We start from the raw sequence: 25,311 nt of genomic DNA, 5'->3' as shown, positions 1-25,311 counted from the left end.
GGGCGGTGCGGGGGCGGGGGGCGGGGCGTGACGCGTGCCACCCGTCGCGGGGGCGGCGGCGCGGGTCCGCTCGGCCGTACGCTGACCCGTGTCCCACGGGCCGGCCAGGGTCACCGCCACGGCGGCCAGGGCCAGACCGAGGGCGGCGGAGCCCGCCGTGAGCTGCCAGGTCCTCGGCTCGGGCATTGCTGACCAGCCCCTTTCGCGATCACACACGTGCGTGAGGGACACTTAACCACCGCGCTTCGTCGCGGGCATTCACTTGTGTTGATTCAGGAGGAGCCACCCGTGGAGTTCGACGTTCTCATCGAGATCCCCAAGGGATCGCGGAACAAGTACGAGGTCGACCACGAGACCGGTCGCATCCGTCTGGACCGTCGCCTCTTCACGTCGACGGCCTACCCGACCGACTACGGCTACGTGGAGAACACCCTCGGCGAGGACGGCGACCCGCTGGACGCGCTCGTCATCCTCGACGAGCCGACCTTCCCGGGCTGCCTGATCAAGTGCCGCGCCATCGGCATGTTCCGCATGACGGACGAGGCGGGCGGCGACGACAAGCTGCTGTGCGTCCCGGCCACCGACCCGCGCATGGAGCACCTGCGGGACATCCACCACGTGGCGGAGTTCGACCGGCTGGAGATCCAGCACTTCTTCGAGGTCTACAAGGACCTGGAGCCGGGCAAGTCGGTCGAGGGCGCGGACTGGGTCGGTCGCGCCGAGGCCGAGGAGGAGATCGAGAAGTCGTACGCGCGGGCCAAGGAGCAGGGCGGCCACTGAGCCGGTTCCGGCTCGGCCGGTCCCGGTCGCGTGACGGGCGGCGCACCCCCTGGGGGTGCGCCGCCCTTCGCGTGCCCGTGGCGTGTCCGTCGCGTGTCCGTCGCGTCGCCTTCGCGGGCTCGTCGCACCCTCTTCGCAGGTCCGTCGCAGGTCCGTCGCACGCGCGGAGTGGGCGCGCCCATACTGGAAGCGACGATTCCTCCCAGGGAGAGCGAGGCGGCAGAGTGGTGGCGGAGCCGGGCGGCTCGATGGACGTGCGGTACGAAGGGGCCGAGGGGGCTCCGGAGGACCGGAAACCGCAGTCGGACGAGGCGCGGAGCGCGTTCGTCCCGCCGGCCGGGGTGGAGCGGCCCGCGCCACCGGAGGAGGAGCACCCGACCTCCGAGTTCGCCCTGCCGTCGGGGCTGCGGACGGAGCCGGGGGCGGAGCCCGAGGGTTCGGCGTTCGCTCCCCCGGCCACGTACTCGGCGAAGAACTCGCCGCCCGCCTTCACCCCGGCGTACGGGGTGCCGCTGGTGCGCCTGGCGCGGGACGCGCCGTGGCAGGACCGGATGCGGACCATGCTGCGGCTGCCGGTGGGCGAGCGGCCGGTGCCGGAGGCGCCGCGCAAGGAGGACGAGTCGGGGCCCTCGGTGCCGCGCGTCCTCGACCTGACCCTGCGCATCGGCGAGCTGCTGCTCGCGGGCGGGGAGGGCGCGGAGGACGTCGAGGCGGCGATGTTCGCGATCTGCCGTTCGTACGGGCTCGACCGGTGCGAGCCGACGGTGACGTTCACGCTGTTGTCGGTCACGTACCAGCCGTCGCTCGTGGACGATCCGGTGACGGCGAACCGGACGGTGCGCCGCCGGGGGACGGACTACACGCGGCTCGCGGCGGTGTACCAGCTGATCGCGGACATCAGCGCGCAGCCGGACGACGAGCAGGCGCACGAGGTGACGCCGGAGGAGGCGTACCGGCGGCTGGCGGAGATCCGGCGGAACCGGCACCCGTATCCGGGGTGGGCGCTGACGACGGCGGCGGGCGTGCTCGCGGGGGCGGCGTCGGTGCTGCTCGGCGGCGGTCTGACGGTGTTCCTGGTGGCGGCGCTCGGCGCGGTGCTCGGGGACCGGCTGGCGTGGCTGTGCGCGGGGCGGGGGCTGCCGGAGTTCTACCAGTTCCTGGTGGCGGCGATGCCCCCGGCGGCGATGGGGGTGCTGCTGACGCTGCTGCACGCGGACCTGCGTCCGTCGGCGGTGATCACCGGTGGGCTGTTCGCGCTGATCCCGGGGCGGGCGCTGGTGGCGGCCGTGCAGGACGGGCTGACCGGTTTCTACATCACGGCCTCGGCGCGGCTCCTGGAGGTCATGTACTTCTTCGTGGCGATCGTGGTGGGCGTGCTGTCGGTGCTGTACCTGGCGGTGCAGTTCGACGCGCAGCTGAACCCGGAGGGGGCGCTGCGGGCGGTGGAGCGGCCGGTGGTGCAGACCCTGGCGTCGATGGCGCTGTCCGCGACCTTCGCGATCCTGTTGCAGCAGTCGCGGGCGACGGTGCTGTTCGTGACGCTGAACGGCGGGGTGGCGTGGGTGGTGTACGCGTCGATCGCGGTGACCGCGGAGGGGTCGGCGGTGATGGCGACGGCGGTGGCGGCGGGTCTGGTGGGTCTCTTCGGGCAGTTGATCGCCCGGTACCACCACACGTCGTCGCTGCCGTACGTGACGGCGGCGATCGGGCCGCTGCTGCCCGGTTCGGCGACGTACTTCGGGGTGCTCGCGATCGCCCAGCACAATCTGGACCAGGGGTTCGCGTCCCTGGCGAAGGCGGCGGCGCTGGCGCTGGCGATCGCGATCGGCGTGAACCTGGGCGGCGAGCTGGCCCGCCTCTTCCTGCGGGCCCCCGGTGCGGCGGCGGCCCGGCGGGCCGCGAAGCGCACCAGGGGCTTCTAGGGCGTGTGTCGAAAGTGGCGTCGTCTGCCCGAAGGGCAGACGGGACTTTCGACACACGCCCTAGCGTCGGTTCCTCCGGCGTTCCCGCCGGTACGGGCTACCGCTTGGCGTGGCGGCCGCGGGGGGACTGCTGCTGGGGGTTGGGGGTGCCGGGGGCGTCGTGGTCGTCGCCCCCGGCGGCGCGGGCCCTCTTGGACTGGGAGCGGGCCCGGAGGTACTCGATGACGATCGGGACCACGGAGATCAGGACGATCGCGATGAGGATCATCTCGATGTGCTCGTGCACGAAGTCGATCTTGCCGAGGGAGGCGCCGAGGAGGGTCACGCCGGCGCCCCACAGCACGCCGCCGATGATGTTGAACGTGATGAACGAGCGGTAGTTCATCCGGCTGACGCCCGCGATGATCGGCGTGAACGTGCGGACGATCGGGACGAAGCGGGCCAGGATCAGGGACTTCGGGCCGTGCTTCTCGAAGAACTCGTGCGCCTTCTCGACGTTCTCCTGCTTGAACAGCTTGGAGTCGGGGCGCTTGAAGAGGGCGGGTCCGACCTTGCGGCCGAAGAGGTAGCCGACCTGGTCGCCGATGATCGCGGCGGCCACGATCAGGGCGCAGACCAGCCAGAGCGGCGTGTCGAGCTTCCCGGTGGTGACGAGCAGACCGGTGGTGAAGAGAAGCGAGTCACCGGGCAGGAAGAACCCGATGAGGAGGCCGGACTCGGCGAAGACGATCACCAGGACGCCGATCAGACCGAAGGTCTGGATCAGATAGTCCGGGTCAAGCCAGCTCGGTCCGAGGGCAAGCGTGTTCACGGGTTCCGGGCTCCTGCGGTCGGTGGGGGCTTGGGACGGGCTGCCCCAAGCTATCAACGTGGACCGGGCGCCCCCGGTTCCACCCGGCTCCCCACGGGATGCGGAAGGGTCCCGCGGGGCGGAAGGTGGGGGATCAGGAGGTGCATGCCGATGGGCATCGAGGAGTACGGGGGCGGCCAGGGGCCGCATCCCGAAGTGCTGGTCGTGACCACGAACGACGTCCCCGGGCACGAGGTCCGGCAGGTGATCGGCGAGGTCTTCGGCCTCACCGTGCGCTCCCGGCATCTGGGCAGCCAGATCGGCGCGGGGCTGAAGTCGATGATCGGCGGGGAGCTGAAGGGTCTGACGAAGACCCTGGTGGAGACCCGCAACCAGGCGATGGACCGCCTGGTGGAGCAGGCGCGGGCGCGCGGCGCGAACGCGGTGCTGGCGTTCCGCTTCGACGTGACGGAGGCGGCGGACCTCGGCACGGAGGTCTGCGCGTACGGCACGGCGGTGGTGATCGCACCCCGGGCGTGAGGCGCGTGAGGCGCGCGGGGCGGGGCGGGTGCGGGGCCCCGGGGGTGGGTCGGGGGCGGGCTGCCGGGTCGCTGTTCCGAGGCGGGCTTCCGGTTCGCTGTTCCGGGGCGGGTTCCCGGCTCACCGCTCGGGGCCGGGCTTCCGGCTCACCGCTCGGGGCCGGGCTTCCGGGTCGCCGTTCCGGGCCGGGCTTCCGGATCGCCGTTCCGGGCCGGTGGCTCGGTGAGGGGTCCCGGAGGGTCGGCCGGTCCTGGGGGGTTCGCGGCTTTTGCTCACCTATGGTGGGGCCGTGTCCACCGATCGCGCTCCGGCCGCGCCGTCCCCCTCCGCCGACGAGGCCCCGCTGCGGGTCCTGTTGCCGCAGATCCTGCCCGCGCTCGTGGTCGGGGCGGGGGCGAGCCTGCTGTTCCTGGGGGTCAGCGCCCTCTCGGAGGAGTTCAGGCACGTGCTCTGGGAGGACCTGCCCGACGCCCTCGGGATCGGCGGCTACTCCTCCCTCTGGATGATCGTCATGCTCACGGCGACCGGCATCGCGGTGGGCCTGGTCGTGTGGAAGGTGCCCGGACACGCCGGGCCCGACCCGGCGACCACGGGGCTCGGCGGGGCGCCGCTCGCCCCGGGGGTGGTGCCGGGGCTGCTGCTCGCCGCCACCCTCGCGCTGGCCGGCGGGGTCAGTCTCGGCCCCGAGAACCCGATCATCGCCTCCAACATCGCGCTCGCGTACTGGCTGGGCCGCAAGGCCGCGCCCGCCGTGCCGGGCCTCGCCTGGGTGACGCTCGCCTCGGCCGCGACGATCGGCGCCCTCTTCGGCACCCCGGTCGCGGCCGCCCTCGTCATCTCCGAGGCCCTGGCCGGGCACCCGGGCCCCGGCTCCCTCTGGGACCGCCTGTTCGCCCCGCTCCTCGCCGCCGGCACCGGCGCGATGACCACCCAGCTGCTCGCCGAGCCCACCTTCGCCCTGGGGCTCCCCCCGCTGAGCGACCCCGGCTGGGGGGACCTCCTCGCGGCCCTGGTGATCGCCTCCGCCGCGGCCGTCTTCGGCCTCGCCGCCTGCTCCCTCTTCCCCCACGTCCACGCCGCCTCCCGACGCCTGCGGCACCCCATGCTGATGCTGCCCGTCGGCGGGCTCGTCCTCGGCCTCCTGGGCGCCCTCGGCGGGCACCTGACCCTCTTCAAGGGCCTGGAGGAGGTCAAGGAGCTGACGGCGAACATCGGCGGCTGGACCTCCGGCGAGCTGGCGAAGCTGGCCGTCGTCAAGCTCCTGGCCCTCCTCGTCGCCGCCTCCTGCGGCTTCCGGGGCGGCCGGATCTTCCCCGCCGTCTTCATCGGCGCCGCCTTCGGCCTCCTCGCCCAGGCCCTGGTCCCCGAGGTCCACCCGGCCGTCGCCGTCTCCTCCGCCGTCCTCGGGGTCCTGCTCGCCACCACCCGGCAGGGCTGGATCAGCCTCTTCACCGGCGCCGTCCTCGCCTCCTCCCCCGCCGTGCTCGCCCTGCTCTGCCTGGCCTCGCTCCCCGCCTGGCTGATCGTCACCGGCCGCCCGCAGCTCGAACTCGACGAGAGCGGGCGGTCGTTGACGTAGGAGCGCCCGCGCTACCCGCCGAGCCGGCCGAACTTGCGTACCGCGAGCGGGAAGAAGACCGCGAGGAGCACCAGCGGCCACACCACCGCCGCCGTCACGTGCCCCGGCTCGCCGCCCGGGTTGCCGAACAGCTCGCGCACCGCCGTCGCGGTCGCCGACATGGGGTTCCACTCCACGGCCGTGCCGAGCCAGCCCGGCATCGAGTCGGGCGAGGCGAAGGCGTTGGAGAGGAAGCCGAAGGGCCAGACGAGGATCTGGACCGCCTGCACCAGCTCCGCCCGCCCCGCGACCAGGGCCAGGAAGATCCCGATCCACAGCATCGCGAAGCGCAGCAGGAGCAGCAGTCCCGTCGCGCCCAGGAAGGCCCCGACCCCGCCGTTCGCCCGCCAGCCGATCGCGTGTCCCACGCCGGTCATCAGGAGCAGTCCCACCGCCGACTGGAGCATGTCCGCCGCCGCCCGCCCGACCAGGACCGCGCCGTCGGTCATCGGCATCGACCGGAACCGGTCGATCACGCCCTTGTCCAGGTCCCGGGTGACCGCCGTCATGGTGCCTTCGAGGCCGAAGACCATGGTCAGGGTGAGCATGCCGGGCACCAGGTAGTCGACGTAGGCGCCGTCGACGGTCCGTCCGCCGCCGACCAGGTAGCCGAACATCAGCAGCATCATGACCGGGAAGACGAGTCCGACCAGGACCTGCACCGGCTGCCGGGCCCAGTGGGCCAGCTCGCGGCGGGTCATCGTCCAGCAGTCGCCCACCGCGTACGCGGCGCTCATGCCGCCGCCTCCTTCTTCTCACGGGCCGTGCCGTCCGCCGTCAGGTGCAGGAAGACCTCGTCGAGGGTCGGGCGCCGCAGGGCGATGTCCTCCGCCTCGATCCCGGCCGCCCCGAGCGCCCGCACGGTCTCGGTGAGCGAGGCCGTCCGGTCGGCCGCGGGGGCGCTGAGCAGCCGCCGGTCGGCGTCCACGGCCACCTCGGCGCGCGCCGCCGGGAGGAGGGCCGCCGCCTCGTCGAGCCGGTGGGCGTCCCGTACGACCACGTCGATGCGGTCCGCGCCGACGCGGGCCTTCAGTTCGTCGGCGGTGCCGTCGGCGACGACCCGGCCCCGGTCCACGACCGAGATCCGGTCGGCGAGCCGGTCGGCCTCCTCCAGGTACTGCGTGGTGAGCAGGACCGTCGTGCCGCCGCCGACCAGCGAGCGCACCGAGTCCCAGACCTCGGCGCGCCCGCGCGGGTCGAGTCCGGTGGTCGGCTCGTCGAGGAACAGCACCTCGGGCTCCGTGATCAGCGACGCCGCCAGGTCGAGCCGCCGCCGCATGCCGCCGCTGTACTGCCGGACGGGCTTGCGTCCGGTGTCGGCGAGGCCGAAGCGCTCCAGGAGCTCGTCGGCGCGGGTCCCGGCGCGCCGGGCGCCCAGGTGGTGGAGCCTGCCGAACATCTCCAGGTTCTGCCGGCCGGCCAGCTCCTCGTCGAGGGCCGCGTGCTGGCCCAGGAGCCCGATCCGGCGCCGCACCTCGCGGGCTTCGGTCCGCACGTCGTGCCCGGCGACGCGGACCAGGCCGCCGTCGTGCCGGAGCAGGGTCGCCAGGATCCGCACCGTCGTGGTCTTGCCCGCGCCGTTGGGCCCGAGGAGGCCGTGGACGGTGCCGCGCCCGACGGTGAGGTCGAGCCCGTCCAGGGCGTCCTTGTCCCCGTACCTCTTCCGCGCGCCCTCCACGCGGATCGCTTCCGTCGTCATCGTTCTCCCCGCCGCCCTTCCGCCCGTCATCCTTTTCCTCCCGAAAACCGCTTAGTCAAATTTGACCAGCAGCCACCGACGGAGGACGGTATGCCCTCGCGGGCCGTTGGTCAAACTTGATTAGGCGAAGTGTCGGCGGAGTCCCGCGCGTCCCTCAGGTCGCGTACGGGTTCTCCTCGCCCTCCGCGAGCACCCCCGTGAACGGGTCGCCCTCGCCCGCGAACACGTACGCCCCGCCCTCGATCCGGTCGATCAGGCCGAGCGTCCACGCCTTGCCCGCGTCGGCCGAGCCGATCCACATGTGCATGATCTCGCCGATGTGCCCGAGCTGCCCCGGGCCGCCCTCCGGCGTGTAGTAGTCCGTGACCGCCGCCCGCCACTCGTCGAGCCCCCGCACCCGCCGGCGCAGCAGCTCCACGGCCTCCGCGCGGGGCAGGTCCACCATGAAGCCGATGCCCGCCGACAGGACGTCCACCTTCTGGTCGTAGGTGGTCAGCGCCTCGCGGAGCAGCGCGAAGTACTCCTCGGCGCCGGCGTCTGTCAGCTCGTACTCGACGCGGGGCGGGCCGCCGGCCGTGCTCGGCGCGACCTCGTGCGCGCGCAGCAGTCCCTGCTTCGCCATCTGCTTGAGCGCGTGGTAGATCGAGCCGGGCTTGGCGTGCGACCACTCGTGCGCACCCCAGTACTCCAGGTCGTTGCGCACCTGGTAGCCGTGGGCGCGGCCGTGCTGCCGCACCGCGCCCAGGACGAGAAGACGGATGGCCGACATCCCACGTACCTCCTGGTCGATCCCGACCAGGGTACGCGCGGCGATCACCCCGCCACCGCCTCCGCCTCGGCGGCGATCAGTTCGTAGGAGCCCTTGCCGTCGACGCTCTCGCGCAGGATGTCGGCGTGGCCCGCGTGCCGTCCCGCCTCCTGGACGAGGTGGAGCAGCATCCAGCGGACCGTCACCCGCCCGTCCTTCGGGAACCAGGGGGCCTCCGGCAGCGGGAAGGTGTCGTCCAGGCTCGGCGCCGAGCGGACGAACTCCTCCGTCTGCCTGCTGACGTCCGCCCAGAACGCCAGCACCTCCGGGATCGTCTCGCCGTCCACGAGCCGGAAGCCCTCACTCCAGGTCTCCTCGGTGCGCTCCCGCTCGTTGGGACGCTCCTGGGCGAGCCGGAGCCAGCCGAGCTCGACCTCGGCGACGTGCTTGAGCAGCCCGGACAGGCTCAGCTCGCTCGCGGTGGGGCGGCTCGCCGCCTGCTCCTCGGTGAGGCCGAGGAGGGCCCGGCGCAGCGCGGCGCGCTGGGCCTCGACGAAGTCGAGGAGCGTGCCGCGCTCGTCGCCGGGGGTCCCTGCGGGAACAAGAGCAACCATGACGTCCGCCTTCCGGATGTGGCCTGCGCCGGGTTCTTCCGACACCGACCACGCTACGGAGGCTTGCGGACAGCTGCGGTCCTCAATGGATTCCGGGCCGCGCCGGGGCGTCAGAAGGGGAAGCGGCTGCGGCCGTGCTGGATCGAGATCCACTTCTGGGTGGTGAAGGAGTCCACCATCGAGTCGCCGTTGAGCCGTCCGACGCCCGAGTGCTTCTCGCCGCCGAAGGGGACGATCGGCTCGTCGTGCACGGTGCCGTCGTTGATGTGGATCATGCCGGTGTGGATGCGCTTGGCGACCCGCACGCCCCGCTCGACGTCACCGGTGTGGACGGCGCCGCTGAGCCCGTACGGGGTGTCGTTGGCGATCCGCACGGCCTCCTCCTCGCCGTCGAAGGGCACGATCAGGGCGACCGGGCCAAAGATCTCCTGACCCAGGACCGGGGAGTCGGCGGCGAGGCCGGTGAGGACGGACGGGGAGACGAGGTTGCCGTCGACCGCGCCGTGCAGCAGGGCGGTGGCGCCGGCGGCGACCGTCTGGTCGACCAGGGACGAGACGGACTCGGCCTGCTGGGAGTTGATGAGCGGGCCGATGTGGGTCGCGGGGTCGGCCGGGTCGCCGACGCGCAGGGTCTTCACCTTGGCCACGAACTTCTCGGTGAACTCCGCCTCCAGGGCGCGGTCCACCAGGATGCGGTTGGCGGCCATGCAGACCTGGCCCTGGTGCACGAAGCGGCTGAAGACGGCCGCGTCGACCGCGTAGTCGACGTCGGCGTCGTCCAGGACGATCAGGGCGCTGTTGCCGCCGAGTTCGAGGACGGCGTGCTTGAAGTGCTGGGCGCAGACCGTGGCGACGTGCCGGCCGACCTTGTCGGAGCCGGTGAAGGAGATGACCTTCGGCACCGGGTGGGTCAGGAGCGCGTCGCCGATCTCGGCGATGTCGGTGACGACGACGTTCAGCAGCCCGGCCGGGAGCCCGGCCTCCTCCAGGACCTTGGCGACGAGGGTGCCGCCGCAGATCGGGGTGTTCTGGTGCGGCTTGAGGACGACCGCGTTGCCGAGCGCGAGGGCGGGCGCGACCGACTTGAGCGAGAGGAGGAAGGGGAAGTTGAAGGGGGAGATGACGCCGACGACGCCGACCGGGACGCGGTAGACGCGGTTCTCCTTGCCGTCGACCGGGGACGGCAGGATGCGGCCCTCGGGGCGCAGCGCCAGCTGGACCGCCTCGCGCAGGAACTCCTTGGCGAGGTGCAGCTCGAAGGCCGCCTTGAGGCGGGTGCCGCCCAGCTCGGCGACGATCGTCTCCGCTATCTCCTCCTCGCGGTCCTCGACGATCCGCAGCGCGCGCTCGAAGACGAGCCGGCGGGTGTACGGGTTGGTCTCGGCCCACGCGGCCTGGGCGCGCTCGGCGGCCCGGTAGGCGCGGTCGACCTCGTCGACGGTGGCGACGGTGATCGAGGCGAGCTTCTCCCCGGTGTACGGGTTGAAGTCGATGATGTCCCACGAGCCACTGCCCGGCTTCCACTCGCCGTCGATGTACTGGTGGGCCAGGTCGGTGAAGTGCGACATGGTGGAGACCCCTCTACCCGCTACCCGCGCGATGCGACTGATGTACGAATCCCGTACGCCTGATGTGGCGTCATCGTACTGATGCGTCAGGAGAGTTGGAGGAGGCCCCGGAGGATGTCCCGGCTTTCGGCCGGATCCGGCCCGTCCTGCTGGAGCCTCTCCATCACCCGCCGGTACTGGGCGACCTCCTCGCGCTTGTCGAGGTAGAGGGCGCTGGTGAGCTGCTCCAGGTAGACGACGTCGGAGAGGTCGGACTCGGGGAAGCTCAGCATCGTGAAGGCGCCGCTCTCGCCCGCGTGGCCGCCGAAGCTGAAGGGCATGACCTGGAGCGTGACGCCGGGGTGCTCGGAGACCTCGATGAGGTGCTTCAACTGGCCGCGCATGACGGCCCGGTCGCCGTACGGGCGGCGCAGCGCGGCCTCGTCGAGGACGGCGTGGAGCCGCGGGGCGCGCTCGGAGACGAGGACCTTCTGGCGTTCGAGCCGCAGGGCGACCCGGCGGTCGATCTCGGCGCGCGGGGCGTCGGGCATGCCCCGGGTGACGACGGCCTGGGCGTACTCCTCGGTCTGCAACAGGCCGTGGACGAACTGCACTTCGTAGACGCGGATGTGGGAGGCGGCGCCTTCGAGCCCGATGTACGTCTGGAACCAGCCCGGCAGGACGTCGCCGAAGCTGTGCCACCAGCCCGCGACGTTGGCCTCGCGGGCGAGCCCGAGGAGGGCGCCGCGCTCGGCCTCGTCGCCGACGCCGTAGAGCGTGAGCAGGTCCTCGACGTCCCTGGCCTTGAAGCTCACCCGTCCCAACTCCATGCGGCTGATCTTGGATTCGGACGCGCGGATCGAGTAGCCGGCCGCCTCGCGGGTGATCCCGCGCGACTCGCGCAACCGCCTCAACTGGGAGCCCAGCAGGATGCGCCGCACCACGCTTCCGCTCGCTCCGACCGATTCGCCTGCGGTCACGGCCCCAGCCTCCCCTTTACGGTGTCGACCCCCCGTCGAATCCCCGTCGAGCCCCGGATTCTGCCACCAAACGCTTCAGCGCGTACACATTCGATTACGGAAAGGCGGCGGGTTCCGGGCATCCCCGGGCACGGCGCGGGCGGAACGGGGCGGGTTTCCCTCCGGCAAGGCACCTCGGACGGACGACTTATGCACAGATTAGGCACAGGAACGGACAGGTCCGGCGCGTGCACGTGCATCTGCCCTTGCATCCGGGAGGCGCATTCGGAACCATGGGGCCCGCGCAGCCGCGTACTCGTTCGTGTTGTCGTGTTGTCGCACCACAGTCGCGATTCCCGGGAGTGCCTCGCATGGGGACGAATGGATCGACCGTGCTCGAGCCGTTACGGCAGGGCCTTCCGCCGATCGATCCCGGCGCCGTCTCCACCTCCGCCTCCTGCGCCCTGCCCGCGCGGTACGAAGCCGTGCGCGGGGCCCGGAAGTTCACCAGCAGCACGCTCGACCGCTGGGAGCTGTCGGAGCGCTTCGACGACGTGGCCCTGGTGGTCTCCGAACTCGTCACCAACGCGCTGCGCCACGCGGTGCCCTCGGACGCGTGTCCGGAGGACGGGCAGGGACCGCCGGTCCGCCTGCACCTGATGCGCTGGGCCTCGCGCCTGGTGTGCGCCGTGCGCGACCCCAGCGTGGAGAGCCCGGAGGCGCGCGACGGCGAGGAGGACTTCGCCGCCGAGTCGGGGCGCGGCCTGTTCCTGGTGGACTCGTTCAGCGACAGCTGGGGCTGGCACCCGCTGGCGGGGACGCTCCGGGGCAAGGTGGTGTGGGCGCTGTTCCGGATCGGCCCGGAGTAGCAGCGTGCGTGAGGGCCCCGGCGACCACCGCCGGGGCCCTCACGCGTGCCGTGCGCGCTCACACCAGGTGGTCGAACTCCCCGTCCTTCACGCCGAGCAGGAGCGCCTCTATCTCGGCGGGCGTGTAGACGAGCGCGGGCCCGTCGGGATGACGGGAATTGCGGACGGCAACGTTTCCCCCCGGAAGTTTTGCGAACTCCACGCACGAGCCCTGGGAGTTGCTGTGCCTGCTCTTCTGCCACACGACGCCCCGCAGCTCCGTGGCCGCCATGCCGTTGTACGCGTGATGCGCAGGATGCACTGGTAGCTCCCGAGTTGCTTGGTGCATGTGTCAACTTCCTCGGATCATAGCTGTGTTCATATGCCACTGCATGAGCAGATGCACGTGCACGCGGGGTGGCGTAGTGGCTACGCCACAGAGCGTGCCACCTGCCGGTATGCGGCTCCGGGCCCTCAGCCCGGGTGGCCGTCGAGCCGCCCTCCCGACCGGTCGTACAGCGCCGCGGAGGCCTCCCCGCCGCCCGCTCCGGGGACGGATGGCACGCCGCCGGAATCAGCGGCCCGGCGCGGTCTCCGAGAGGGCCGTCGCGAGCTCGTCCAGGCTCTCCAGGAGCAGGACGGCGCCCTTGTGGAGCAGGAAGTGGTCCGGCGGGTCGTCGGACCAGGCGCCGACGGTCTCCCGCAGGTCGTCCCAGCCCGGTTCCCCGCGCTCCCGCAGCTCCTCGGCGCCCCGCTCGGCCGACCGGCGCAGGGCCCCGGCGAGGACGGCGGCGTACGGGAGGGGCGCGGCGTCGTGGTCGGGCAGGTGCGCCTCCATGAGCATCGCCACCCGGCCGAACTCCCCGAGCGCGTGCTCGGCCTGCTCCACCGCCGCGTGCGAGAGCCCCCGGTGGCGCACCGGCTCGTGGGCCGCGCGGGCCAGCGCCTCCTGCCAGGCGATCCGGGCGGCGCGGGTCCGCAGCAGCGCCTCGCGGACGACGGGGTCGGCCGGGCCCGCCGGTTCGGCGTATCCGGCGGCGACGACGGCCGCGTACCGTCCGACCGACTCCAGCCAGTCCGCGAGCAGGCCGCGCAGCCGGGGCGTCTCCCAGGCCGGGTAGACGGCGTACGCCAGCATCGCGAGGAGCCCGCCGAGCAGGGTGAGCAGCACCCTCTCCCGTACGGTCTGGTCCACTCCCTCGCCGGCCGTGCCGAGCAGGAAGACGACGTACGCGGAGACGCAGACCTGGCTCGCCGCGTACCCCGTCCGCATCAGCAGGTACATGCCGAAGGCGCAGAGCACCGCGAGCCCCGCGGAGAGGTACGCGTCCGGATGGGCCGAGCGGACCACCGCCGTCGCGAGGCCCACGCCGACCAGGGTGCCGCCGAAGCGCGCCACCGAGCGGGCGTACGTCTGCGAGAAGTCCGGGCGCATCACCATCACCGAGGCCATCGGCGCCCAGTAGCCGTGGCCGAAGGGGAGGACCGTGCCGAGGAGGTAGCCGGCGGCCGTGACCACCGAGACGCGGATCGCGTGGCGCAGGACCGGGGACTCGTGGCGCAGCTCGGCGCGGACCTGGGCGAGGACGACGGGGGCGAGGCGGACGAGGGTCGGCCGGGAGCGGGCCACGCCCGTGCGGACCGGCGTCTCCCCGTGCGGTTCGGCGGTCTCCAGGACGTCGCCGAGGAGCGCGGAGAGGCGGACGGCGGCGCGGCGGGGCGGGCCGGTGAGGACGGAGCCGGTGTCGGGGGTGCGCAGGGCGGCGAGGGCCGGGGCGGGCAGGACGACCGGGTCGCCGTGGCGGATGGCGAGCGCGGCGGCGTCCAGGACGGCGGCGGCCGCGTCGAGCAGCTCGCGCACCCGGTCCCGCTGCGGCCCCTCCCCGGGGACGCCGACGGCCGGGTCCGCGAGCGAGGCCAGGACGGGGCGGATGCGCTCCGCGAGGCCCCGGGAGCCGTGCAGCTCGGCCGGGCGGCGGCGGGCCTGGCGGGGCGTGACGGCGGCGGCGTTGCGGGCGGTCATCAGCGGTACGGGGTCGAAGGGGGCGACCGGGTCGTGGCGCAGGCGGCGGGCGTAGTCCGCCTCGGCGGCGAGGGCGTCCGCGAGGGCGTCGCGCTGGGCGCCCCAGCGGCGGACCGGGAGGAGGGCGACCAGGGCGGCCTGGACGACGCCGCCCGCGAAGATCACGGCGGCGTGGCCGGCGGCGGTGGCCACGGAGGTGGGGAGGGTGACCGTGACCAGCATCATCGCCACGTTGGAGGAGGCGATGAGGCCGGCGGTGGGACCGGCGGCCCAGGCGAGGCCCGACAGGAACGTCCAGAGGAGCAGCAGGGCGAGGAAGAGCCCGTCGTGGGCGGCGCTGAGGTAGCCGACGAAGGTCGACGCGGCGAGGCTGGCGCCGGAGGCGAGGGCGAGGGTGGGGCGGGGGCGCCAGGAGCGCTGGAAGGTGGCGATGGCCGCCTGGAAGGCGCCGAAGGCGGAGGAGACGGCGACGACGGGGCCGAAGAGGGCGAGCGAGAACCCGACGACGAGCGCGAGCCCCAGCGCGCCCCGCGCCGCCCCCCAGGGCTCGAGCCGCTGCCGCTCGACGGTGAGCCCGGAGCGGGCGGTCCCCTTCAAGGCCCGGAGCCAGCTCATGCGGGAAGCGTATCCACGATCCGGGATGAAACGGTCATTCGCCTCGGCGTCGGGACTCCCGGGAGCGGCCTTCGACCCCCCGGCGGTCCGGGTGGAGGGCCGCCCGGTCGGCGGCCGTCGCGCCGTGGTTCCAGCCCGCCTCGTCCCAGGCGGCGCGGACGCGGGTGGTGCGGGTCTCGGGGAAGAGCTCGTCCGTGCGGGTGGTGACGGCGGCCTCGCGGGAGGCGAGGGCCGGCAGGAGGGTCGGGGCCTCGGCGGCCACCCGGCGGGACGTGGCCGAGAGCCGGGCGCCCAGCCGGTTCGCGTACGCGAGGAGGAAGGACTGCCGGAAGGCCTTGGTGCGCTTGCGGCCGCCCGCCCGCTGCTCCGCCTCCGCCCGCGTCATCGCCGCCGTCCCCTGCACGAGCAGCGAGGTGTACAGCAGCTCCACCGGGTCCAGGTCCGTCTCGAAGCCGACCACCGTGGAGAAGCCGTACGCCTCGTTCCACACCGCCCGGCAGTGGTTCGCCGTCGCCACCGCGTCGAGCAGGATCGCCTTCGCCTGCTCGTACGGCGGCTCCACCCCGATCCGGATCGCGCCGGGCGTCTCCGGGGACGGCGCGCCCGCCGCGAGGGTCGCCTCGTCCAGGCTGTGCCGGGCCATCAGCTCCTGCGCCTTGGCCGTCAGCGCCTCCGCCTCCTCCGGGTAGCCGGTCGCCTCCGCCTTCGCGAGCAGCGCCCTGATCCGGCCCAGCGTCCGGGGCTCCCCGGCGGCCGGCGGCGGCAGCGCCTCCCCCGGCGCGGGGCCGACCGCGTCCAGGCGCGGCAGCCGGACGAGGAGCCGGTACAGCTCCAGGACGGCCGTCGCGTGCGAGAAGCGGTCCGCCGGCCGGCCGGGACCGCCGGGCAGCTCGTCCAGCTGCGCCCGCCAGCGGTGGGGCAGCCGCGCGTACCCGGCCGTCTCCGTCCTGACCAGGTCCGCGAGCAGCCGTACGTGCTCCTCCCCCAGGTCCCGGCGGGCGGTGCGGACCAGGTCCGCGGGCTGCCAGCCGCGCCCCCACAGCGTCCGGACGAACTCCTCGCCCCGCCGGGCCAGTTCCGCGTCCGCGCCCCGGTCGGCGGCGAGCAGCGAGGCCGCCGCGTCGAGCGACCCGTCGTCGCTCGCGTACAGCGCCTCGAAGGCCTTGTCGATGGTGGTGCCCACGCCGTCCTCGCGTCCCGTTCCTCGTCCGCACGTCCGTTGCCGTCTCGCTCCGATCGTCTCAGCCCCGCCTCCCGGGGGTGGGCCTGGCCCCACCCCCGGGACGCCCGCCAGTGGTCGTGATCGGGGGCGGCGGAGACGGTTCGCTGGGGCCATGACCGCAACCGACACCCGCACCGCCGTGGCCGTACGGCTCCGGGGACTCACCCGCCACCACCGGGGCGTCCGCGCCCTCGACGGCGTCGACCTCGACTTCCGGGCCGGGACCTTCACCGCCGTCATGGGCCCCTCGGGCTCCGGCAAGTCCACGCTCCTCCAGTGCGCCGCCGGGCTCGACCGGCCGACCTCCGGGACCGTGGAGGTCGGCGGGACCGCCCTGGAGGGGCTGGGCGAGCGGCGGCTGGCCCGGCTGCGGCGGGACCGGATCGGCTTCGTCTTCCAGTCCTTCAACCTGCTGCCCTCCCTGACCGCCGCGCAGAACACGGCCCTGCCGCTCCGGCTCGCCGGCCGCCGGCCGTCCCGCGCGGAGGTCCGGGAGGCGCTGGCCCGGGTCGGGCTCGCCGGGCGCGAGCGGCACCGGCCGGGCGAGCTGTCCGGCGGACAGCAGCAGCGGGTCGCGCTCGCCCGCGCGCTGATCACCCGGCCGGCCGTCCTCTTCGGCGACGAGCCGACCGGCGCGCTCGACCCGACGACGAGCCGCGAGGTACTCGACCTGCTGCGGGACCTGGTCGACCGGGACGGCCGGACGCTCGTCATGGTCACCCACGACCCGGTGGCGGCGGCCCGCGCGGACCGCGTGGTCTTCCTGGTCGACGGCCGCGTGGCGGACGAACTGGCCGCTCCGGAGGTGGAGACGGTCACGGCGAGGACGGCGGCGCTGAAGGCGCCGGGGGACGGGGAACCCCGGCGGCCCCCGGAAACCCGAGAGGTCTCGGAGACCCGAGAGGTCTCGGAGGCCCGGGATGCCGGGGAGGCCCGGGAGTCCCGGCCGGGCCCGGGAGACCGGCGGGCCCGGCGGGCCCGTAAGTCCCGGTGGACCCGGGACACCTGGCCGGTCCGGGGAACCCGGCAGGACCGAGAGGTCCGGGAAACCCGGCAGGCTCCGGCATCCCGGGAGGCCCTGGAACCCCCGGAGGCTCCGGAGACCCGGGAGGTCCAGGAGACCCGGATGGTCCCGGAGACCCGGATGGTCCAGGAGACCCGGAAGTCCTCGTGGGACCCGTGGAAGCGGCAAAGCCCCGGAAGCCCGCGGGATCCGCGAGGTCCGTGGCCCTGGCAGAACCCGCGGTCCCCGCACCACCCGGACACCACCACCCCCGCCGGAGGCACCCCGTGCTGATGCTCGTCCTCCGTGGGCTCCGGGCCCGCTGGGCCTCCCTCCTCGGCGGGTTCGTCGCCCTCGCGCTCGGGGTCGGGCTCGTCGCCGCCACGGGGCTCGGGCTGTCCGCCACTTTTCACGCGCCCGAGCGTTCTCCCCATCGGTTCGCCTCCTCGCCCGTCGTCGTCATGGGCCACGACCGGCTGGTCATCGACGTGCGGCGCGGGCCCGGCACCGTGCCCGTGGAGCAGCGGCTCGACCGTCCACAGCCTGTGGACGCGGAGCTCCTCCGCGCGCTGCGCGCCCGCTGGGCCGTCACCGCGGCGGGCGGCCCCGACGCCGTCGGCGTCGACGCCCCCGCCGACCGGGTCCGGGCCCTCGTCGGCGCCCGGGCCCGGGTCCTCACCGGCGCCGAGCGGGTGCGCGCCGACCCCGACCCCGAGCGGGACGCCCGCGCGCTGACCTCACTGAACGCCCTCCTCGGCACCTCCGGCGGCGTCACCGCCTTCGTCTCCGTCTTCGTCGTCGCGTCGACGTTCGCGTTCGCCGTCGCGCTGCGGCGCCGCGAGTTCGGGCTCCTCAGGACCGCCGGGGCCACCCCCGGGCAGGTCCGGCGCCTCGTCCTCGCCGAGGCCGCCGTGCTCGGCGTGCTCGCCTCCGCGACCGGGTGCGCCCTCGGCGCCCTGGGCGCGCCCCTGCTGGCCCGGACGCTCGTGGACGGCGGCCTCGCGCCCGCGTGGTTCACGATCGGCGGGGCCTCCTGGCCCTACCACGCCGCCTTCTGGACGGGCGTGACCGTCGCCCTGGCCGGGGCCCTCGCCGCCGCCCGCCGCGCCGGACGGACCGGCCCGGCGGCCGCGCTGCGCGACGCGGACGTCGACGCCGACGTCCTGCCCCCCGGCCGGGCCCTGGCCGGTGCGGCACTGCTCCTGACCGGTCTGGGGCTGCTCGTCTGGACCTGCGCGACCGAGCCGTCCGAACTGCTCAAGCGGAAGACGTACACGACCCTGCCCATGCTCCTGATCGGCGGCACCGCCCTGCTCGCGCCGCTCCTCGTCCGGCCGGTGGCCCGGCTGCTGCCGCTCCGGGGGGCCGTGGGGACGCTCGTGCGGGAGAACGCCGCGGCCTCCGTCCGCCGCACCGCCGCCGTCGCCGCGCCCGTCCTGGTGACCGTGGCGCTCGCCGGGTCCCTCCTCGGCTCGGCGGCGGGCGTCACGCGCGCGAAGGGCGTCGAGACGCGGGAGCACACGGCCGCCGAGTACGTCGCGAGCGGGGCGGACCTGAGGCCGGTGACGGCGGTCCCGGCCGGGGCCGTCGTCTCCGCCACCGGGGCGACCTCCGTCTTCGTACGGGACGGGGCGGAGGCCGTCGTGAAGTACGGGGCGCGGGCGGTCGCCGACCCGGCGGCCTTCGCGGAGCTCGCCCGGCTCCCGGTGGTCGCGGGGGACGTGCGGGACCTGGACGACCGGTCGATCGTCGTCCACGAGGAGTTCGAGCGGCGCCGGGTCGGCGAGACCGTGGAGGTGTGGCGGGCGGACGGGAGCGGTCCGGTACGGCTCCGGGTCGCGGCCGTCCTCGCCCTCGGGACCGGCGACAACGGGCCGTACGTCACCCGGGCGAACGCGCCGGGCGCCGGCCTCGACCGGATCGAGGCGCGCGGCGGCGGGACGGCGACGGCCCGGGCCCTGGAGGCGAGCGGCGGGACGGTCGCGACCGCCGGCGCGTGGGCGGCGGCCGAGCGGCCGGCGAGCAGCCCGCGGACCCGGCTCGGGCTGCTCCTCGTCCTCGGCGCCGCCCTCGTCCACACGGTGATCGGCCTCGTCGGCACCCTGCTCATGGCCACCTCGGTGCGGGGCCCGGAGCTGGCCTCGCTGCGGCTCGCCGGGGCCACCAGGGCCCAGGTCCTGCGGGCGGTGACGGGCGAGGCGGCGTTCGCCGTCGCGATCGGCGCGCTCCTGGGCCTCGCGGTGACGGCGGTCGTCCTCGGCGCCCTGGGCGCGGGCCTGGCCGCCCTCTCGGCCCCGGTCGTCCCGGTCCTGCCCTGGCCGGCGGTCGGCACGGCGGCGGGCGTGTGCGCGGCGGTCGCGGTCGCCGCCTCGGCCCTCCCCGCGTGGCGCCTGACCCGCGCCTGACCCGCACCGGTCCGCACCGGTCCGCACCTGACACGGGGCTCCCGCCGGGCCCGAGGCGGCTCCCCGCGTGGCGCGCGGCCCGCCGACCGGCCATGGTGGGACGACGGGGCGGTGACCGGGGTCGGAGCCGGGTCACCGCCCCGGTCCCGTACCCGGTCCGGGCTCCTCGCCCGCCCCTGCCCTTCGGCTACGCCGGCTTCGCCGCCCGCCACTCCCCCGCCAGGACCGACCAGACCTCCTCGTCGTGGCGGCGGCCCCGGTAGGGGTGGCTCTCGCGGAGGACCGCGTCCCTGGTCATGCCGAGGCGGCGGGCCACCGCGATGCTCGGCGCGTTGTCCGAGGAGACGACCCACTCCACCCGGTGGATCCCGCGCACCTCGATCGCCCAGCCGACCAGCGCCCGCGCCGCCCGGGTCACCAGGCCCCGGCCCGTCGCGGCCGGTTCCAGCCAGCAGCCCGCCTCGGCCGTGCCGTTCGCGGTGTCGAGCGTCCGGAGGATCACGGCGCCGACCAGGGCGCCGTCGAGCCGGATGCCGTGGATGCGGCCCGTGTCGGCCGCCGTCCTCTCCGCGTACAGCCGGAGGAAGGCCCGGCTGGACTCCAGGTCGGTGGCGACGTCCGGGAGCCCGTTGCGGGCGCCGATGAACTCCCGCCCCCGGTCCATGTGCGCCAGGAACTCGTCCGCCTGCCACGGTTCGAGCGGGCACAGCTCCGCTCCGTCGTCCCCCAGGGACATCGTGTACATCGTCCTCCCCCTCCACGTCCGGATCCGTTGACCCCGCCACAGCGTAGGGGCCCGCCTTTGTCAGTGGCGGCTGCCAGACTCGCCGGTATGAGTGAGAGGTGGGCGCTGGCCGCCGAGGAGGAGGGGGACGGCGCGCTGCTCGCGCCCCTCGGCCCGGACGGGACGCCCGCCGGGCCGGTGCGGCGCGAGCCGGACCTGGTGGCGGCCGTGCGGGACCGGCCGGAGGTGGCCCGGTGGGTGTGGCGGTCGACGGCCGAGGTGTATCCGCGGCTGCTCGCCGCCGGGGTGCGGGTCGAGCGGTGCTACGACGTGGAGGACGCCGAGCAGTTGCTCCTCGGGGCCGAGGGGCGGCTCGGCGAGCCCCGCTCGGCCGCCGCCGCCTGGGCGCGCCTGCGGAACGGGCCCGTGCCGCCCGATCCGCCGCCCCGCACCGCCGAACCGGGCTCGCAGGACTCGCTCTTCGAGCCGCGCCGCGTGACCCCCGTGCCCTTCGAGGGGCTCCTCGCGGTCTACGCCGAGCAGCTGCACCGCCACGACCGGGTCGGGCACCCGGGCAGGATGCGGCTGCTGACGGCCGCCGAGTCGGCGGGGATGCTGGTGGCCGCCGAGATGCACCGGGCGGGGCTGCCGTGGCGGGCCGACGTGCACCGGGCCCTCCTCACCGAGCTGCTCGGCGAGCGGTACGCGGGCGGGGGCGAGCCGCGCCGGCTGGCCGAGCTCGCGGGCGAGGTCTCCGCGGCCCTCGGCCGGCGCGTCCGGCCCGACCTGCCCGCCGACGTGGTGAAGGCCTTCGGGCAGGCGGGCGTCAGGCTGGGCTCCACGCGCCGCTGGGAGCTGGCGCGGGTCGACCACCCGGCGGTGGAGCCGCTGATCGCGTACAAGAAGCTGTACCGGATCTGGACGGCGCACGGCTGGTCCTGGCTGGCCGACTGGGTGCGGGACGGCCGCTTCCGGCCGGAGTACCTGCCCGGGGGCACGGTCAGCGGGCGCTGGACGACCAACGGCGGCGGGGCGCTCCAGATCCCGAAGGTGATCCGGCGGGCCGTGGTCGCCGACGAGGGCTGGCGGCTCGTCGTGGCCGACGCCGACCAGATGGAGCCGCGCGTCCTCGCCGCGATCTCCCGCGACCCGGGCCTGATGGAGGTCGCCGGACACCCCGACGACCTGTACACCCGGCTCTCGGCCCGCGCCTTCTCCGGCGACCGCGAGCACGCCAAGCTCGCGCTCCTGGGCGCGGTCTACGGACAGACCAGCGGCGACGGCCTGAAGAACCTGGCGGCGCTGCGCCGCCGCTTCCCGCTCGCCGTGGCGTACGTCGACGACGCGGCGAAGGCGGGCGAGGAGGGCCGGCTCGTGCGGACCTGGCTCGGCAGGACCAGCCCGCCCGCCGTCGGCTCGGGCGACGCCGACGAGGCGGGCCTGCCCCAGGAGGGCGGCGACGAACCGGTCGCGGACGAGGGCGAGTTCGTACCGGGATACGCCTCCGGGAACACCCGGGCGCGGGGCCGCTTCACCCGCAACTTCGTCGTCCAGGGCAGCGCCGCCGACTGGGCGCTGCTGATGCTGGCGGCCCTGCGGCGCTCCCTCGCCGGGATGCGGGCGGAGCTGGTCTTCTTCCAGCACGACGAGGTGATCGTGCACTGTCCGGCGGAGGAGGCGGAGGCGGTCACGGAGGCGGTCCGCGCGGCCGGGGACGAGGCGGGCAGGATCACGTTCGGGGACACGCCGGTGCGGTTCCCGTTCACGGCGGCGACGGTGGAGCGGTACTCGGACGCGAAGTAGGGCGCACGGGGGCCGAGTTCACCCCCGTACGCCTCTCGCCACGGTCCTACTCGGCCGGCTTCCGCCACTTCGGGCTCAGCGCGATCGCCTTCAACTGCTCGACGGTCAGCGCGGGTTCGGCGCGCGTGGCGGGAGCGCGGTACCCGTCGGAGTTGAGGGTGGTGATCACGACCCGGAAGCCCTCGGGCGTGAGGGTGTCGACGGTCCGCGCGACGACGCGGTCGCCGCCCTTCTCCGCGGCCTCCTGGGTGACCCCGACCAGGCGGCCGTCGGGCAGGGTGGCGGCCCCGATCGCGTGCAGGTGGCCGGCGACGTCCTGCATGCCGGTCTGGACGTTGATCTCGACGAAGCTCCGGCCCTTGCCGTCGTCGACGAGGAGGCCGGCGTAGCCGTAGTCGTCCTGCCCGCCCCCGCCCTCCACCTTCAGGCCCTCGGGGAGGAGGGAGCGCAGGGTGGTCCGGACGGCGTCGCCGGAGGGCTCGTCCGGCACGCTCGGCGGCGCGCTCGGCCGCGACGGCTGGGTCAGCTTCGCGAGCAGCGGCCTCCAGGCGTCGGCCGTGACGAGGGACTTGAGCCGGCCGAGGGTGAAGGGCGGGTTCTCGCGGCTGACCGGGGCGCCCTTCTCGGCGGCGGCGTTGTACTCGTTCACGTCGACGAGGAAGCCGTCCTCGGTGAGCAGGGTCGCCCGCCAGTTCTTGGTCTCCTCGCGCCGGTCGGGGTACTCGTACCCCTGGAGGAGCATGAGCCGGCCGCCCCCGGGGAGCGTCTCGGTGGTGCACTCGACGTCGGGGACGTGGGCCTCGTCGGGGCAGGTGACCAGGCCCTCGCCCGCCTCGCCGGGGCCGTGGGAGCGGGAGAGGAGGACGGAGACGGCGGCCTCGCCGCCGCCGTCGTCGTACACGCCGAGGGCGCCCTGGCCCAGCCCGCTCTCGTCGTCGAACTTCCACTGCCCGGCCGGGGTGTGGGCCTTGAGGACGGCCGCGATGTCCTTGACCGGGATCCGCGCCGCGCCCGGCTGCGGGTCGGCGGGGTCGGTGGCGGAGGTCGGCTTCGGCGGCGCCGCCACGGAGGCGGTCCCGGCCGGTCCGGCGGGACCGGAGAGCAGACCGCCGTACACCCCGCCGACGCCCAGGGCGGCGAGCGCGAGGGCGCTGCCGGTCACCGCGAGCCTGCGGCGCGCCAGGCGGCGCCGGCCGCGCCGCAGACCGCCCTCGACGAGCTCGCGCCGGTCGTCGGCGGCGAAGCCCTCGCCGGTGCGGCGCAGGACCGCGCCGAGCTCCTCCTCGAAGCCGTCGTGCGGGGGGTCCTCGTGGCGGGGGCCTTCGTTTCGGGGCATGCGGGATCACCGTCTCGGGTTCGTGGCGGAAAGGATCGCGGAGGGCGGGGAGGCGGGCGGGGTCAGTGGACGGCGAACTCGGCGAGGCTGCCGCCGAGCCGTTCCCGCAGCTTGGCGAGGGCCCGTACGGACCGGGTGCGGACCGCGGCGGAGCTGACGTGCAGGGCCTCGGCGGTCTCCTCGATGCTGCGGTCCTCCCAGTAGCGCAGCACCACGACCGCCCGGTCCTTGGGCGGGAGTCCGGCGAGGGCGTCGAGGAGGGCGATCCGGAGCGCCGGGTCCGCGCCGGTGTCGGAGACGCGGTCCGGCAGCTCGCCGAGCGGGCGCTCGGTGGCCGAGCGGCGCCGCCGGTGGCTGAGGAAGGTGCGGACGAGCACGGTCTGGGCGTACGCGGCGGGGTTCCCGATCCGTGCCACGCGGCCCCACAGGGCGTACATCCGGCCCAGCGTCTCCTGGGTGAGGTCCTCGGCGAGGTGGGTGTCCCCACCGGTCAGCAGGCATGCCGAGCGGTACAGGGGCCCCGTGCGCGCGGAGGCGAACTCCAGGAACTCGGTCGCGCGGGACTTTCCCATGCCCCTCCTCGTCTCGGTCGCGCCGTGCGGTCGCCGTACACCCCTTTGACGCCGTGGGGGTGCGCGCATGTTTCAGATAAATCCGAAGAGATGTCTCCCCGGCGCATCCAAAGAAGCGGAATCGGGTAATCCGTAGACATGAACACTCTCAGCGCAGCAGAGGACCTGGCGGCTGGAGTCTGGCAGTCCGGCCTGGCACAGGTCCTCGGCGGGCTCGTCGTCGTCGCCGTACTTCTCAGCGCCTTCTGGTTCGGCTTCCGGGTCCGCAACCGCGAGTCGGCGGCGCCCACGCCGGAGGAGCAGCCGCACCGGCCGGACGACGGCGCCCTGCCCGGCGAGTCGAGCGAGTACCGCCAAGGGGCCGAGATGCCCCGGACCGACGGCGAACACCGGCTCATGCCGTACCAGCTCAACCACTCCGGCACGGAGACCTCGCCCGAGCCGCCGGACGAGGAGAAGCGCAAGTGGGGCGGCATCTCCAGCGGCGGCTTCGGCAGCGGAGGCACCGGCCACGGCGACTGAGCGAGCGGCCCGACGGACGCGCGGGAGCGGGATCCGGCGGCGGGGCACGTCCCCGCCGCCGGCTCTGCCCGCCCGCGTACGGCCGCACCCGCTTGCGGCCGGCCGGGAAGCCTCCGCACCCGCGTACGGCCGGCCGGAAGGCCCCCGCACCCGCATCCGCCCCCTGAAGGCGCCTGAGTAGGATCGTTCCTGCTCATCATCGACCGGGGGGTTACGGGCATGGAACCGCTGCGCCACGACGACCCCCCGTGGATCGGCCCGCACGCCGTGCTCGCCCGGCTCGACGCCGATTCCGACCGGGCCGTCCCCGCGCGCCGCTACATCGCCCGGAGCGCCGACGGCGACCGCACGCTCCTCGTCCTCCTGCCGCGCCCCGACGCCGACCCGGCCCGCTGGGCGATCGAGGCGGAGGGCGCCCGTCGGCTCTCCCTGCCCGGGCTCCCGCCGGTCACGGAGGTCGGCGGTACGGCGGACGCCCCCTGGTGCGCGACGCCGTACGTCCCCGCCCTCCCGCTCCCCGCCGCCCTGCGCGCGCACGGCGGCCCCCTGCCCGAGCCGGCCGTACGGGCCCTGGGCGCCGCCCTCGCCCGGACGCTGGCCACCGCCCACGCCCACGGCGTGACGCACGCGGGCCTGTCCCCCTCCGCCGTCCTGCTCACCACCGACGGCCCCCGCCTCGGCTGCTTCGGGGCGGTACGGGCCGCGGGCCCCGACGGGGAGCGGCGCGACGGCCTGCCGGGCCTCGAACCCGGCTGCCTCGCCCCGGAACAGGCGGCCGGCGGACGGCCGCGCCCGCTGGGCGACGTGTACGCCCTGGGGGCGGTGCTCGCCCACGCGGCCACCGGCCACACCGTCCCGGAGCGCGACGAGCTCCCCGCCCCGCTCCGGGCGCTGATCACGTCCTGCCTCTCCCGCGACCCCGCGGCGCGCCCCCGGGCCCACCAGGTCCTCGCCCACCTGGAGCCGCCCGCCGCCCCCTCCACCGCGCCGCATCCCGCCACCGTCCCGGACGGCCCGTCGC

At 74.8% G+C, this 25,311-nt stretch carries 22 protein-coding genes and 2 pseudogenes; 10 read left to right on the top strand and 14 right to left on the bottom strand.

Features of this window, described 5'->3' with window-relative positions; genetic code table 11:
- Window positions 1–186: pseudogene (locus ADL08_RS33940) on the bottom strand (D-alanyl-D-alanine carboxypeptidase); the annotation flags it as partial.
- A 102-nt stretch (window positions 187–288) separates the two neighbouring features.
- Between ADL08_RS33940 and ADL08_RS33935 the strand changes: the two are divergent.
- Together ADL08_RS33935 and ADL08_RS33930 are read left to right on the top strand one after the other, a co-directional pair.
- On the top strand, window positions 289–780 hold the full coding sequence (locus ADL08_RS33935; protein WP_024758444.1) for an inorganic diphosphatase: 492 nt from the start codon (window positions 289–291) through the stop codon (window positions 778–780).
- Window positions 781–1,004: 224 nt separating this feature from the next.
- Window positions 1,005–2,702, top strand: a complete 1,698-nt coding sequence (locus tag ADL08_RS33930; RefSeq protein WP_420709677.1) for a threonine/serine ThrE exporter family protein — start codon at window positions 1,005–1,007, stop codon at window positions 2,700–2,702.
- A gap of 97 nt (window positions 2,703–2,799) precedes the next feature.
- Here ADL08_RS33930 and ADL08_RS33925 read toward each other — a convergent pair whose 3' ends face one another.
- Window positions 2,800–3,513, bottom strand: a complete 714-nt coding sequence (locus ADL08_RS33925) for a DedA family protein (protein ID WP_053649977.1) — start codon at window positions 3,511–3,513, stop codon at window positions 2,800–2,802.
- A 150-nt stretch (window positions 3,514–3,663) separates the two neighbouring features.
- On the opposite strand from ADL08_RS33925, the gene ADL08_RS33920 reads away from it, so the two are divergent.
- On the top strand, window positions 3,664–4,032 hold the full coding sequence (locus ADL08_RS33920) for a YbjQ family protein (RefSeq protein WP_053649975.1): 369 nt from the start codon (window positions 3,664–3,666) through the stop codon (window positions 4,030–4,032).
- A gap of 289 nt (window positions 4,033–4,321) precedes the next feature.
- Entirely contained in the window at window positions 4,322–5,611 is a 1,290-nt protein-coding gene (locus ADL08_RS33915) for an ion channel protein (protein WP_053649973.1), read from the top strand.
- Between the two features lie 11 nt (window positions 5,612–5,622).
- Here the strand turns inward: ADL08_RS33915 and ADL08_RS33910 are convergent, their stop codons facing one another.
- From ADL08_RS33910 to ADL08_RS33885, 6 genes are all read right to left on the bottom strand, one after another.
- Entirely contained in the window at window positions 5,623–6,387 is a 765-nt protein-coding gene (locus ADL08_RS33910; RefSeq protein WP_053649971.1) for an ABC transporter permease, read from the bottom strand.
- Entirely contained in the window at window positions 6,384–7,349 is a 966-nt protein-coding gene (locus ADL08_RS33905; protein WP_053649970.1) for an ATP-binding cassette domain-containing protein, read from the bottom strand. Before ADL08_RS33905 ends, ADL08_RS33910 begins: the two co-directional genes overlap by 4 nt.
- Before the next feature lie 154 nt (window positions 7,350–7,503).
- Window positions 7,504–8,118 (bottom strand): PadR family transcriptional regulator, encoded by a 615-nt coding sequence (locus ADL08_RS33900; RefSeq protein WP_053649982.1) that lies wholly within the window; start codon window positions 8,116–8,118, stop codon window positions 7,504–7,506.
- Window positions 8,119–8,162: 44 nt separating this feature from the next.
- Window positions 8,163–8,711: a DinB family protein gene (locus tag ADL08_RS33895; RefSeq protein ID WP_053649967.1), complete on the bottom strand. Its 549-nt coding sequence runs from the start codon at window positions 8,709–8,711 to the stop codon at window positions 8,163–8,165.
- 110 nt (window positions 8,712–8,821) lie between these two features.
- Window positions 8,822–10,279: an aldehyde dehydrogenase family protein gene (locus tag ADL08_RS33890; protein WP_053649965.1), complete on the bottom strand. Its 1,458-nt coding sequence runs from the start codon at window positions 10,277–10,279 to the stop codon at window positions 8,822–8,824.
- An 86-nt stretch (window positions 10,280–10,365) separates the two neighbouring features.
- Window positions 10,366–11,238, bottom strand: coding sequence for a helix-turn-helix domain-containing protein (locus ADL08_RS33885; protein ID WP_053649963.1), 873 nt, complete (start codon window positions 11,236–11,238; stop codon window positions 10,366–10,368).
- Window positions 11,239–11,588: 350 nt separating this feature from the next.
- Between ADL08_RS33885 and ADL08_RS33880 the strand changes: the two genes are divergently transcribed.
- Window positions 11,589–12,086 carry an ATP-binding protein gene (locus ADL08_RS33880; protein ID WP_053649961.1) on the top strand — a complete coding sequence of 166 codons (498 nt, stop codon included), beginning with the start codon at window positions 11,589–11,591 and terminating at the stop codon, window positions 12,084–12,086.
- 58 nt (window positions 12,087–12,144) lie between these two features.
- Here ADL08_RS33880 and ADL08_RS33875 read toward each other — a convergent pair whose 3' ends face one another.
- From ADL08_RS33875 to ADL08_RS33865, 3 genes are all read right to left on the bottom strand, one after another.
- Window positions 12,145–12,414, bottom strand: coding sequence for a DUF397 domain-containing protein (locus tag ADL08_RS33875; protein ID WP_053649959.1), 270 nt, complete (start codon window positions 12,412–12,414; stop codon window positions 12,145–12,147).
- 225 nt (window positions 12,415–12,639) lie between these two features.
- Complete coding sequence (locus ADL08_RS33870) at window positions 12,640–14,703, bottom strand: FUSC family protein (protein WP_053649958.1); 2,064 nt, start codon at window positions 14,701–14,703, stop codon at window positions 12,640–12,642.
- Between the two features lie 34 nt (window positions 14,704–14,737).
- Window positions 14,738–15,886, bottom strand: a complete 1,149-nt coding sequence (locus tag ADL08_RS33865; RefSeq protein WP_053649957.1) for a DUF2786 domain-containing protein — start codon at window positions 15,884–15,886, stop codon at window positions 14,738–14,740.
- Between the two features lie 151 nt (window positions 15,887–16,037).
- Here ADL08_RS33865 and ADL08_RS33860 point away from each other — a divergent pair.
- Both ADL08_RS33860 and ADL08_RS33855 read left to right on the top strand, forming a co-directional pair.
- Window positions 16,038–16,766: pseudogene (locus ADL08_RS33860) on the top strand (ABC transporter ATP-binding protein); the annotation flags it as partial.
- Window positions 16,767–17,221: 455 nt separating this feature from the next.
- Window positions 17,222–19,333, top strand: a complete 2,112-nt coding sequence (locus ADL08_RS33855) for an ABC transporter permease (RefSeq protein WP_053649980.1) — start codon at window positions 17,222–17,224, stop codon at window positions 19,331–19,333.
- A 187-nt stretch (window positions 19,334–19,520) separates the two neighbouring features.
- Here the strand turns inward: ADL08_RS33855 and ADL08_RS33850 are convergent, their stop codons facing one another.
- On the bottom strand, window positions 19,521–20,078 hold the full coding sequence (locus ADL08_RS33850) for a GNAT family N-acetyltransferase (RefSeq protein ID WP_053649956.1): 558 nt from the start codon (window positions 20,076–20,078) through the stop codon (window positions 19,521–19,523).
- A gap of 87 nt (window positions 20,079–20,165) precedes the next feature.
- Here ADL08_RS33850 and ADL08_RS33845 point away from each other — a divergent pair, with 87 nt between their 5' ends.
- Complete coding sequence (locus ADL08_RS33845) at window positions 20,166–21,860, top strand: bifunctional 3'-5' exonuclease/DNA polymerase (protein WP_053649955.1); 1,695 nt, start codon at window positions 20,166–20,168, stop codon at window positions 21,858–21,860.
- A 46-nt stretch (window positions 21,861–21,906) separates the two neighbouring features.
- Here the strand turns inward: ADL08_RS33845 and ADL08_RS33840 are convergent, their stop codons facing one another.
- Window positions 21,907–23,196 carry a hypothetical protein gene (locus tag ADL08_RS33840; protein WP_053649954.1) on the bottom strand — a complete coding sequence of 430 codons (1,290 nt, stop codon included), beginning with the start codon at window positions 23,194–23,196 and terminating at the stop codon, window positions 21,907–21,909.
- Between the two features lie 62 nt (window positions 23,197–23,258).
- Complete coding sequence (locus ADL08_RS33835; RefSeq protein ID WP_053649952.1) at window positions 23,259–23,768, bottom strand: SigE family RNA polymerase sigma factor; 510 nt, start codon at window positions 23,766–23,768, stop codon at window positions 23,259–23,261.
- Window positions 23,769–23,906: 138 nt separating this feature from the next.
- Here ADL08_RS33835 and ADL08_RS33830 point away from each other — a divergent pair, with 138 nt between their 5' ends.
- Complete coding sequence (locus tag ADL08_RS33830; RefSeq protein ID WP_053649949.1) at window positions 23,907–24,290, top strand: DUF6479 family protein; 384 nt, start codon at window positions 23,907–23,909, stop codon at window positions 24,288–24,290.
- Between the two features lie 219 nt (window positions 24,291–24,509).
- Window positions 24,510–25,311, top strand: an 802-nt coding sequence (locus ADL08_RS33825) for a serine/threonine protein kinase (RefSeq protein ID WP_053649948.1), incomplete at its 3' end; no start/stop codon positions are given.

This window comes from Streptomyces sp. NRRL F-6492, from assembly GCF_001280125.1.
Taxonomy (GTDB): domain Bacteria; phylum Actinomycetota; class Actinomycetes; order Streptomycetales; family Streptomycetaceae; genus Streptomyces.
This window is presented reverse-complemented; position numbering and strand designations above follow the sequence as displayed.

Bases quoted from the DNA above. Each gene is read 5' to 3' on its own strand.
- ADL08_RS33900 (WP_053649982.1), bottom strand. From the start codon at position 8,118: ATGTCGGCCATCCGTCTTCTCGTCCTGGGCGCGGTGCGGCAGCACGGC.
- ADL08_RS33880 (WP_053649961.1), top strand. From the start codon at position 11,589: ATGGGGACGAATGGATCGACCGTGCTCGAGCCGTTACGGCAGGGCCTT.
- ADL08_RS33905 (WP_053649970.1), bottom strand. From the start codon at position 7,349: ATGACGACGGAAGCGATCCGCGTGGAGGGCGCGCGGAAGAGGTACGGG.
- ADL08_RS33875 (WP_053649959.1), bottom strand. From the start codon at position 12,414: ATGCACCAAGCAACTCGGGAGCTACCAGTGCATCCTGCGCATCACGCG.
- ADL08_RS33850 (WP_053649956.1), bottom strand. From the start codon at position 20,078: ATGTACACGATGTCCCTGGGGGACGACGGAGCGGAGCTGTGCCCGCTC.
- ADL08_RS33890 (WP_053649965.1), bottom strand. From the start codon at position 10,279: ATGTCGCACTTCACCGACCTGGCCCACCAGTACATCGACGGCGAGTGG.
- ADL08_RS33845 (WP_053649955.1), top strand. From the start codon at position 20,166: ATGAGTGAGAGGTGGGCGCTGGCCGCCGAGGAGGAGGGGGACGGCGCG.
- ADL08_RS33840 (WP_053649954.1), bottom strand. From the start codon at position 23,196: ATGCCCCGAAACGAAGGCCCCCGCCACGAGGACCCCCCGCACGACGGC.
- ADL08_RS33910 (WP_053649971.1), bottom strand. From the start codon at position 6,387: ATGAGCGCCGCGTACGCGGTGGGCGACTGCTGGACGATGACCCGCCGC.
- ADL08_RS33870 (WP_053649958.1), bottom strand. From the start codon at position 14,703: ATGAGCTGGCTCCGGGCCTTGAAGGGGACCGCCCGCTCCGGGCTCACC.
- ADL08_RS33855 (WP_053649980.1), top strand. From the start codon at position 17,222: ATGCTCGTCCTCCGTGGGCTCCGGGCCCGCTGGGCCTCCCTCCTCGGC.
- ADL08_RS33920 (WP_053649975.1), top strand. From the start codon at position 3,664: ATGGGCATCGAGGAGTACGGGGGCGGCCAGGGGCCGCATCCCGAAGTG.
- ADL08_RS33895 (WP_053649967.1), bottom strand. From the start codon at position 8,711: ATGGTTGCTCTTGTTCCCGCAGGGACCCCCGGCGACGAGCGCGGCACG.
- ADL08_RS33835 (WP_053649952.1), bottom strand. From the start codon at position 23,768: ATGGGAAAGTCCCGCGCGACCGAGTTCCTGGAGTTCGCCTCCGCGCGC.
- ADL08_RS33830 (WP_053649949.1), top strand. From the start codon at position 23,907: ATGAACACTCTCAGCGCAGCAGAGGACCTGGCGGCTGGAGTCTGGCAG.